The 12,023-nt window shown below is 41.7% G+C and carries 4 protein-coding genes; all 4 read right to left on the reverse strand.

From position 1 onward, the window contains the following. Positions 1–2 precede the first annotated feature (2 nt). Entirely contained in the window at positions 3–3,617 is a 3,615-nt protein-coding gene (locus tag BMX50_RS27710) for a VCBS repeat-containing protein (protein WP_091218266.1), read from the reverse strand. A gap of 77 nt (positions 3,618–3,694) precedes the next feature. Then, positions 3,695–5,464, reverse strand: a complete 1,770-nt coding sequence (locus BMX50_RS27715; RefSeq protein WP_091218270.1) for a RagB/SusD family nutrient uptake outer membrane protein — start codon at positions 5,462–5,464, stop codon at positions 3,695–3,697. A gap of 28 nt (positions 5,465–5,492) precedes the next feature. Then, complete coding sequence (locus tag BMX50_RS27720) at positions 5,493–8,744, reverse strand: SusC/RagA family TonB-linked outer membrane protein (RefSeq protein WP_091218273.1); 3,252 nt, start codon at positions 8,742–8,744, stop codon at positions 5,493–5,495. A gap of 933 nt (positions 8,745–9,677) precedes the next feature. Beyond that, positions 9,678–11,984 (reverse strand): beta-glucosidase BglX, encoded by a 2,307-nt coding sequence (gene bglX / locus BMX50_RS27725; RefSeq protein WP_091218276.1) that lies wholly within the window; start codon positions 11,982–11,984, stop codon positions 9,678–9,680. Between the last annotated feature and the right edge of the window lie 39 nt (positions 11,985–12,023).

Here is a 12,023-nt window from a genome sequence, read left to right on the forward strand (position 1 = left end):
GTTTAATTAATTGGTACATTACGCTGATGGCCATAACTGTCGGTTACGGTAACCGATGCCATGTTATCATCAATATTAATGAATCTGCCCGATTGCGACAAGAAAGAATTGCCATTATAAAACTCCTGTTTAGCAGTTTTACCGTTCTTGTATTTTATAGTTGCAAACGCATCAAGCGGCTGCAGGTTATACGTTTTAACCGGCCTTTTCAGTTCAAATAATTTCATAACATCACGGTTTTGTGTAGCCGCCAATAAGTAATTACCGCCGGCCCCTTTTAGCTTAACCAGGGCCTTACCATTGCCGGGTATATAAATACCGCATTGCATAATACTAAGTGGTTTAAAGCCTCCTTTACCGTCGCCTTTAAGCAGTAAACCATTAAAAGCATCGTAACGGCCGGTTGCTACTTCGGTTCCGTAGTCATTACCATTCAGTGCAACATCCAGATTGCCATCACCATCAAAATCATCAACAGTAATGCCGCATAATTCAGACATTTGTGCTTCAACCGGCAGCGGAATAGCCGTAAACTTACCTCCGCCATCATTACGTAAATAAACCGATTGCAGATAGTTCACTTTTAAGCGAATAGCACCTTCACGCATTTTTGGCGTTATCACCGAATCCATAGTGGCTGTGGCAAACGAGCGGTAATTCTGGAACCTGATACGCATACTGATCATCTGCTTCACGATATCATCACGACCGAAAGCGGGAAATTCCTGCAATTGCCCCTGCTGATCTTTCAGGAAAACAGAAGGGAAGGCATCATAGCTGCCATTCTTGTCAAAATCTTTAGCAGTAATATAAATAGGGTACTGATCTGTTGCTTTATAAAAAGTATTAAGGCCTGTATTACCGACAATGTAATCCGTATCGCCGTCGTGGTCAAAATCGCCGGAGGCAATGGTGTTCCACCAGCCAAGCTTATTTTCAACACCGGTGCTTTGTGTTACATTTTTGTATACGCCGTGGTCGTTTTTAAGGAACGTGATCGGCATCCATTCGCCGGTAAGGATCAGATCTGGCCAGCCGTCATTATTAAAATCGGTAAACGTGGCATCGCAAACCAGGCCTATGTTATTCAACTCTTTTGCTACCGATGCAGATACGTCGGTAAACTTAACAACACCATTTTTGCTATCGTTACGCAAAATAAAGCTTGAAACGGGCTTAGGATAGTTCCATGGATCAACACGCCCCGAAACAAACAGGTCCATTTTACCATCACGGTTTATATCTGCTGCTTTTACACACAGTTTGCTGGTATAGTTTTTTGGCAGGGCATCGGGCTGTAGTTTAAAGTTTCCTTTGCCATCATTAACATAAATCCTATCCTGGTAATTCGACGAACCTGGCTCGCTTTCATAGCCGCCGCTGGCAACATAAAGATCAAGGTCGCCATCGCCGTCGGCATCAAAAAGCAGCATACCTTCGTCCTTCACCCTTACCGGCGATATCATATGCGCCATATCGTTAGGGTTACCAACAGGAGCCATAGTTTTAGGCTGAGGCACCAAATCCCGCTGTATAAACTTGCCATTAGCCTGCTGTAATAGCAGCTGTGCCGGATATTTGGTAGTGCCGCCAACCACCATATCATCAAAACCATTGCCATCTACGTCGCCTACCGCTACGGCCGGTGTATATTCTGATAATTTATGCGGAAGTAGTTTTTGAACGTTAAAGTCGATGTAATCCTGATCATTATGCTTGTAGGTGATCCCTGCTGACCGGGTAATATCTTTAAATAAAGCGGTGTTATCAACCGAAGGTTGCTTATTACTATAATCAAGCTTTGCATCTCCAATTTTAACATGGAGCGTCTGGTTGGTTTTAACGTTGGTAAGCACCTGTTTTTTGCCATTATCCCAGCGGACCACTACCGAATCAAGGTTAGATACATTACCTAAACCAAAGTGAGCAATATTCTGTATGGTTGATAAATAACCGCGGTAAGGCGTATTTTCATAGTACTGGTGTTTGCCATGACCATAATAGATATCAGCAAAGGCACCAAGGCCGTTCAGGTTTTTAGGGCCGCCATGAAACTGTATATGTAAGTAGTTATTACTGTTAATTGCATTTTTGCGGGATGTGTTTTTGTAAATGAATGCCTCATCATCGATATTATTGATAACCATATCCATGGTACCATCGTTATCGAGGTCGGCATAGGCACATCCGTTTGAGAAAGAAGGGGTGCCAAGTCCCCAGCTTTTAGTTACGTCTTCAAATTGCACGCCATTGGTATTGCGAAAAGCATAATTAGGTATTTTCACAACGGGGATCTGGTCGAGCACCTGCTGGGTTGAAGCTACCGAGTAGGCCATTTGCCTGAAAGTTATAAAATCATGATCGGTTACATCACGGGGGTAGCCATTGGTTATCACAATATCGCGGTAGCCGTCGTTGTCAAAATCGGTTATCATAGGCCCCCAGCTCCAGTCTGTTTGCCCAACACCACTTAAAAACGCCACATCGCTAAATGAGGGATCGCCAATAGAATCATTTTGCCCAAGGCGCGGGCCGTTATTCAGTTGTAAAGTATTACGGGTATACTGGTACTGGTATTTATACCTGTCGAAATTTTGAAATATCTGGTAATTATTTGGCGGCATGAACATCTTTTTCCGGTAGTTATCCTCGGGGTTCATGTCAACCTCAAAAACATCGGCAAGGCCGTCGTTATTCACATCTTCAATATCCTGCCCCATGGAACTAAATGCAGTATGTTTAAAATATTCCTGTACCTTATCGGTAAAGGTTCCGTTGCCATTATTGATATATAAAATATTGTCGGTTAAAAAATCGTTAGTTACGTAAATATCTTTCCAGCCGTCGCGGTTAATATCCACTATAGTAGCGGCATGGCCATAACCTTCGGTACCAATGCCTGCCTGTTTGGATACATTAGTATAAACCGGATGTTTTAATACCGGGTCCCAGTCGCAACGATAAAGCTGCCCTGTACTACGGTGGGTGCCGTTTGTAATTATCGGCCTAAAAGTGCTTTGATTATCACCGGCCACGGCCTCGTTAACAGTGAGGTACATATCCAGATCGCCATCGTTATCATAATCAAAAAACGATGCCATGGTTGAGTGGAGCTTTACATTAAGGCCGTACTCTTTAGCCATTTCTTTAAAGCGTGGTATGCCATCTTTACCTATTCCCTGGTTTACATAAAGCAGGTTTGTACGCTTAACCGAATCATCAAGCAAAGTGTAGCACACATATATATCCATAAGGCCATCGTTGTTAATATCAACAACAGCCACGCCCCTGCCCCATCCGCCGCTGCCGCCAACACCTGCCGTTGACGTAACATCATCAAACTTCATATCCCCTTTGTTAAGGTAAAGCTTATTTGATGTGGTATTGGCAACAAAGTAAATATCCTGTAGCCCATCGTTATTAAAATCGCCAATGCCTACGCCACCTCCGTTGTAAAGGTTAAGCTTGGTAAGCGGGTTTATGGCATCATTTTCAACAATTTTATTATTGAAGGTGATCCCGGAATGTGAAGAAGGGATCTGTTCAAAAAGGGTAGCTTTTTTACAAGCACCAAATAAAACGGCAACCAGGCATATTAGGGGAAAGGTGTACTTCATTATTGGTTAATAAGCTATAAAAAAAGGTGGAGATAATCATCTCCACCTAAAGTTAAATATTTAAAATCAATGGTTAATTAATAACCAGGATTTTGTTTAAGTTTTGAAGTTCCTGTAGAACCAGAAAGGTCAATTTCGCTTTGAGGAATAGCATAGTACTCGTTTCTGCCTTTGGTGAAGTGAGCACCGTTTAGCTGCGAGTTAGTGTTGATATCATATGCGAAGAACGCATTGATTTCATCAGCCATGCTACCTGTACCCTGATCCCAGCGCTGTAAGTCAAAGAAACGCTGACCTTCCATAGCCAATTCCAATTTACGCTCAAAGTGGATAGCAGTACGGGCATAAGTTTTATCGGCAAATGCACCGGCAGGGTAAGGTTTAACCAAATAATTATCTGCAGGAGTTGTCTTTGTTGTATACTCAGATTTTGACGGATCATATACTGAATTTTTGTATACCCACCAAATAGGGTTTGCAGCACGGTTACGAACCAGGTTTACATATTCTAAAGCTTTATCAGTACTTCCGGCTTCAACTTCGGCTTCTGCAGCCATCAGTAACACATCGCTCCAACGCATTAAGTTAACATTGTTTGAGGTAACCTCGTTAGCAGCCCAGTAGTTTTCAGTACTTGAGTTGGTGCCTTTTTCGGCAGATGAATAAACGTTTTTACGTGGGTTGAAAACACCATCCGTAGGGTCACGGATCCAGCTTGCAGGAGGATTGCCCCAGTCAAGATAAGGAATGTTAGGACGGCCCATAGTGATATCAATACGAGGGTCAAGAGTACCTGTATACGGATCGGTTTTACCACTTACTTTTTTATCCTTATTATAGTCTGTAAACAACGGTAGGCCATTAGCATCAGTTTTGTAAGAGTTACCTAACGACTGTGAAGGGTTAAACCAACCGCAGCATGCACCAGGGCCGCTATTGTAAGGGAAGTTCAACTCATCGCCGGTATTACCATTATTACCACCCGAGTTATCGTTAACAGAGGCCTGTGCGGCAAATACCGATTCAACGCTATTTTTTTGACCAGCCTGAGGGCTAAAGTTCTTCTGCATGTTATCGTTCAATGCAAAGTGGTCGCCGCTTGGTTTTGTACCGTTAGGGATCAGGTTATCATATAACGCTTTAGCTTCAGCAAATTTGTGCTGGAACATTTTTGCTTTTGCCATATAAGCCATAGCAATCCATTTGTTAGCACGGCCTTTTTGTGATTGTGCGGCTGGGATATTATCAATGCCAGCTTGTAAATCAGCTTCGATGTTTGGCCAGATATCCTTATCATTTGGCTGATTGGCATCAGCTTGCGTTTCATCAATGTAAGGGATCATGTTGTACATTTTCTTAAGCTCCATGTAATAGAAAGCTCTTAAGAAACGGGCCTCGCCGGTAATCCTTTTTACATCATCAGCGCCGATATCTTTGGCTAATGGCAATGTACGTAAAACGTCATTTGCGCGGCTTACGCCATTGAAGCAAAGCTGGTATTTTGATTTAATGTAAGCATTAGAAGTTGAATAGGTAAAGTTACCAACAGGTAAGGCATCGTTACCACCATCCGATGGTTCCGACCCTTTGTAAGCATCACCTGCGGCAACGCTACCAAACAACCAGTTTGAACCTGCAGCGTTTATACCGCCGCCATTACCGCCCACACCGTCTAACAGTGAATAAGTACCGATAAGCAAGCTTTCAACACCAGTTTTATTGGCAACAATATTGGGGCTTAAGCTTTGCAGGATGGGCCTGTTAAGCATATCCTTGCGGCATGCATACACCAGGCACACCAACAGCGATGCTATTGGTATGATCAGTTTTATTTGATTTTTTTTCATAACTTTTATATTAAAAATTTATCACACATTAAAAAGAGGCGTTAACACCGATATTGTACATCTTCTGCCCTGCAGGATAGTTACCAAAGTCGATACCGAAGCTGGTATTGTTAGTGAGGTTTGAAGGCTGAAGCTCAGGATCTAAACCAGAGTATTTAGTAATAGTGAATAAATTGTTTGCTAATAGATAAAATCTTAATCTCTTAATGCCCAAAGCCTTGATTTGAGAATTTGGTACAGTATAACCCAATGTTAATGATTTTAACCTAACATAGGTACCGCTTTCAACATACCATGAGTTTGGATCACCAGTATTATCAGCGTTGGCAGTACGGGTTAATACCGGGATAGTTGCCTGGCTGTTATCAGCACCTGGTTTCCAAACTTTAGGGCCTAATATATCGGCACTTACGTTACCTGTAAATACTTGTGGGAAATAAGTCCAGTATTTAATGTAATTGAAGATCTTGCCACCGAATGAACCGTAAAGGAAGGCATTCAGATCGAAGTTTTTGTAACTAACGTTAAGTGTAAAGCCACCTGTAAATTTAGGATTAGGGTTACCGATAAATGTTTTGTCGGCAGAGGTGATCTTACCGTCGCCGTTAACGTCGGCATATTTAAATAAACCTGGTCTTGCGTTAACATCAGTTGGTGAAGCGGCTATATCAGCAGCATCACGGTATAAGCCGATAACTTTATATCCGTAAAATTCGCCCACTGGCTGGCCTGGCTGTAACCTTACAAAGTTTTGTATACGGGTTGAACCATCGCTGTTACGATCCTGGTATTTAAGGCCATTCAAATCGGTAACAAGGTTTGAGTAATGGCTTGCGTTCAGGCTCAGGTCGTATTTCCAATCGCTACCTACGTTTCCATGATAGCTGGCAACAATCTCAAAACCTTTATTTTTAATATTACCACCATTAACATATGGTAAGTTTGAAACTGCGGCCGGAGCTAATGAAATTGCCGGATCGGTTGACTGGAATAATAAACCGGTAACTGATTTCTGGAAATACTCGAATGTGAAATCTAATTTATTGTTAAACAAGGTTGCATCAAAACCAATATTCTTGATCTTATCAGTTTCCCATGAAGTAGCTAAGTTACCTTGTTGTATACGGTATAAACCTGTAACGGTTGAGTTACCTGTACCGGTAATGTCATAGTTTGCATTACCATTTGACTGGGCGTATAAGCTATAAGCGTTGCTTAAGCGGGTTTCAACACCTGCAAGTGAACCAAGACTACCGTAGCTTGCACGGATCTTCATGTCGTTAAGCCAGCTAACATCTTTCAGGAACGCTTCTTTTGAGATCCTCCAACCAGCGGTTACTGCCGGGAAAGTACCCCATTGATGACCAGGAGAGAAATATGAAGAGCCATCACGGCGAACTGTTGCACCTAAGATATACTTATCATTGAACTGGTAATCCAACTTTGCGAAATATGAAAGCAGGCCAGAATCAAAAAGCTGATCGACAGCAGTACTTGGTGGATTAGCACCGTTGGCTACAGTTACGTAGTTAGGATCGAACGAAATATTATAGTTACCGCCACCTGCACGGATACCGCGTTTGTAAGTGGTTATAGCCTCAGAACCAAGCAACAAATTAATACTATGTTTGCCAAACTGTTGTTTATAGTTTAAAGTGTTAGTCCAGGTATATTGGCTGTTATAGCCTGCAACTTCAGTAAAACCATTGGTTGAGGTGTTACCTTCTGAGTTTTCGTATGCAGGTACGGTAAAGTAATAGTAATAGTAGTTATCAACAGCACCACCAAACTGAGTACGGATGGTAAAATGTTTCAGGAAGTCGGCCTCTGCATAAAGGTTACCGGTTATGTCCCAGTTATTATTCTTATTATTTTTTGTACGTTCCTGAACGGCAACCGGGTTACTTGAGTTACCTAAGCTGCCTGAGCGGGTACCGGCATAGTTGCCCATGATATCATAAACCGGAATGATAGGTGGTTCACGATAGATGTATGATATAGCGTTACCTTCGTTTTGGTTATTGCTTACGTTAGGGTTTCTTTTATAGAAGATGTACGCGTTTTCACCCACACGAATATGAGGACCGACAGCAAAATTGGTGTTAATCCTGGCTGCATACCTTTTAAAATATGTGTCTATCAAAGTACCTTGTTGATTAAGATAGCTTATAGACATCAGGTAGGTAGATTTTTCGCTACCGCCGCTTGCTGTAATGTTATGGCTTTGTATTGGAGCAGGCTTAAACACCTCATGAAACCAGTCGGTACCTTGTTTGTTGGCACGAGTGATTTGATTATCAGGTAAACTTGCTGGGTGAAGGCTATAAGTTGAGGGATCAGTATTAGGATCACCTGCATGGGCACCAGCTGGTGTAATGTAGTCTGGGATTGTCCAGGTACCGGTTTTTCCGGGATCATATTGTGGGTTACCACCAGCCAAAGGACTGGTACCATCAGCATTGGGGCTGTTTTTGTATGATTCATAAATAGCCTCAACATAAGTTTTGGTATCGGCAAGTTTAAAACCATCTTTTAATGGCCTTTGTGTACCGTAGTAAGCGTCATAGCTAATAGTTGCTGCGCCGCTTTTACCTTTTTTGGTTGTTACCACAACAACACCGTTTGAACCACGCACACCGTAAATTGATGCCTGACCATCTTTCAATACCTGCATTGATTCGATATCGTTAGGGTTGATATCATTCAATGAACCCTGAACCCCATCTATTATGATAAGCGGCGCAGTACTGAAGATAGAGCCCACACCACGTACGTTAACAGTAGTATTGGCACCAGGGTTACCTGAGTTAACTACAGTAACACCAGCTGCAGTACCCTGAAGTAAGCTGGCCGTATTTGATGCAGGTACTGTTTTCATGGTTGCAACGTTAACCACCGATACCGAACCGGTGATATCTTTTTTACGCTGAGCGGTGTAACCTGTTACTACCACCTCATTAAGTGAGCTGCTGCCCGATTGCAGTGTTACGCGCAGGTTTACATCGGTACCTATTTTAACCTCGGTACTTTGATAACCGATGTATGATACTACCAACGTATTGCCTGGGCTAAGGGTTAAGGTAAATTCACCGTTAACATCAGTTACAGTACCGGTACTTGTACCTTTGACGCGTATGGAGGCGCCAACAATAGGTAACTTATCGTCGGAGCCGATAACTTTACCTTTGTACTTTGTTTGGGCTGTAACTACCAATGAAGATACCAGGCAGCATAGCAGCAAGCCCAAGTATCTTCCTTTTAGGAGTAAACTTTTAAACATGAGATTGAGATTTAGTTGATTAATATATTTGATTTAAGCTTTTAAGTCGATAATTGGTGGGTTATGTTTTAAAATGAAAAATTGCACACTTGCGGGTAACCGATTTTAACGGGGCAGTTGTGAGATAAGCCCTGTTAAACAGATTATTTGAAGATGAAGTGCTGGAAAGTGAAAAATGTAAAGGTTTTATCATATGATCTTCTCTCGTATAAATTTTAAACTTTCTATCCGTGTTATCACCTTTTATGTTCCCCGCTACCGAAGCAACATTAAAGTTAAAATGTTATAATAATATTAGATTTTGAACGATTTCTGCCTTAACAGAAATTTATATTGGCTATGGAACTAATGTAATTAGTGTGTACTGTATACACAAGTAAAAAAAGCAGATTTACAAATTAATTATTTATAGACTGCTTTATCCGTTAAAATTACAAATTGGAACCCTTTCGTTATTACATTATTAATACACAACCTGTTTTTTTATCAATATCGTATTGTAAAAATGTTGCTATTATTCAATAACGGTTGTGCAAAATTTATTAAAACAATAAATATCACGGTAACGGGCATGTTACCTCTAATATTTTAATCCAATTTTAATGTGCCTGGCTAAATTGCAGCAATTTACCAAAGTGTTAAAATATCATCACACTTTGCAAATACCGTCACGGCGACATTTATTATTAATTACACAATAATAAATGTTAAATACACATTTACACAAGCAGTACTTTTTAAACAATAAATGTTCAAATTACATTTATTGCAATCGATTTCACACCAATTACACAACATTTTGCACACTTTTTTCAAAACAAAACAGCACCGGTAAAATTTACTTACCGGTGCTGTTCAGATATTTTCATGTATCAAAAAATACCTTTGCTATTTTTAACAAAGTGCTAAAAATGTATTATACTTTAAATGGCATTATTTTGCCCACCAAACCGAGGTATTGTGCGTATCGGCCGAATTTGTGCCTATCTCAACTACAAATTCGCCAGGCTCCCAATCATACTTAAGCTGCGTGTTGTAAAACTTTAGCTGTTCGGGAGTAATAGTGAAGCTTACCTGTTTTGAAGCACCCGGCTGAAGGCTTATTTTCTGATAACCCTTTAGCTCTTTTACCGAGCGGCTGATACTTGCAACAGGATCGCTTATATATAATTGAACCACTTCTTCGCCTGCATATTTACCGGCATTGGTTACCGTAACGGTAGCCGTTAAGGTTTCATTTCCCTTTAATTTATTTTTACTTACGCTAACTGCACTGTAGTTAAAGGTAGTGTAGCTTAAGCCGTAGCCAAACGGGTAAAGCGGATCGTTTGAAATATCAAGATAGTTTGATCTGAACTTTGAAGGACCGCCTTTGTAAGGCCTGCCAGTGTTTTTGTGGTTATAATAAATAGGTATCTGTCCTACGCTGCGCGGGAAGGTAGCCGTTAATTTACCTGCAGGGTTATAGTCGCCAAATAATACATCGGCAATGGCATTACCGGCCTCGGTACCGGGAGCCCAAACGTCAAGTATTGCGTTAGCATGCATATCTTCCCAGGTTAGAGTAAGCGGACGACCGTTAAATAATACGATCACCATAGGTTTACCCAGTTTCGAAAGTTCCTTTAGCATGTTTTTCTGACTTTCGGGAATATCAATATCCGAACGGCTTGACGATTCGCCCGACATACTTTGCGATTCACCAACCACAGCCACAATCACATCAGATTTTTTGGCAGCGTCAACTGCTTCTTTCAACAGTTCATCGGCAGGCTTAGCATCTAAAGAAACCATCCCGGGGCCAAAGTTCAGCCTTTTAATAAACAGGCTGTCTTCAGTTACATTAGCACCTTTGGCGTAATTAATAGTAACATTGTTACCCACCACATTTTTAATACCCTCCATTACACTTACCGATTTCTCCCATTCGCCGGCAATAACCCATGTACCCAGCATATCGCGGTGATTATCGGCCAACGGGCCTACCAAAGCAATACTACCACCTTTTTTAAGCGGAAGTGTTTGGTTATCGTTTTTTAATAATACAAAGGAGTGTTTGGTGATTTCCCTTGCGGCAGCGCGGTTTGCAGTTGATAACTCTTCTTTAGCTTCCTTATTGGCATCCATCGATTTATAAGGGTTTTCAAACAAGCCTAATTTGTACTTGGCTTCCAATACCCGCTGGCAGGCCAGGTCAATTTCCTGTTGGGTTATTTTCTTTTGTGTAAGTGAGTTTTTTAAAGTTTTCAGGAAACCCTCTCCCACCATATCCATATCCAGGCCGGCTTTCAACGCAAGGGCAGATACTGTTTGCAAATCGCCAAGGCCATGATCTATCACTTCGTTTACTGCGGTATAATCGGATACTACAAAACCTTTAAAGCCCCATTGTTTTCTCAACAAATCAGTTAACAACCATTGGTTAACCGTTGCAGGTACACCATCAACCGTGTTGAACGAGCTCATGAAACTGCCTGCACCTGCATCAACTGCTGCTTTATATGGCGGCAGATAATCCTGGTACATTTTAATGCGGCTCATATCAACAGTGTTATATTCACGGCCGGCCTCTGCACCACCGTAAAGTGCAAAGTGCTTAACGCAGGCCATCACAGCATCAGCATCTTTCATGTTGGTGCCCTGGTAACCCTGTACCATAGCTTTTGCAACCTGCGAGCCATACCATGGATCTTCGCCAGAGCCTTCAGAAATACGGCCCCAGCGCGGGTCGCGGGCAATATCAACCATTGGCGAAAATACCCAGTTCAAACCTTCGCCGGTTGCTTCCTTAGCTGCAATTTGTGCCGATTGCTTGATCAAGCCCATATCCCAGGTTGCCGACATGCCCAACGGAATAGGAAAAATAGTGCGGTGACCGTGGATCACATCCAAACCAAAAATAAGTGGAATATGCAATCTTGAGGTTTTAACGGCTATGTCCTGGATCTGGCGGGTTTGCGCAGTACCCCAAACACCAAACACACCACCAATTGATCCTTTTTTAATATTTTCTTCCACCCCTTTATTTACTACCGATCCTGTTGTTGCGGCTCCGATGGTTACCAGGTTTAGCTGCCCTATTTTTTCATCAAGGGTCATTTTACTCATCAGTCCTTTAACGTAGGCATTCATTTTTGCATCTTCGGTTTTGCTTTGAGCCAATACCTTATTATAAGGTACCAACGCCACGCAAAGCGGTATAACGGCTATGACAAGCCGACTTGAAAAATACTTTTTCATTTTTTAATTTATGTGGGTAGTAAATAATTGGTTAACAAA

It is taken from the genome of Mucilaginibacter gossypiicola, assembly GCF_900110105.1.
GTDB lineage: Bacteria > Bacteroidota > Bacteroidia > Sphingobacteriales > Sphingobacteriaceae > Mucilaginibacter > Mucilaginibacter gossypiicola.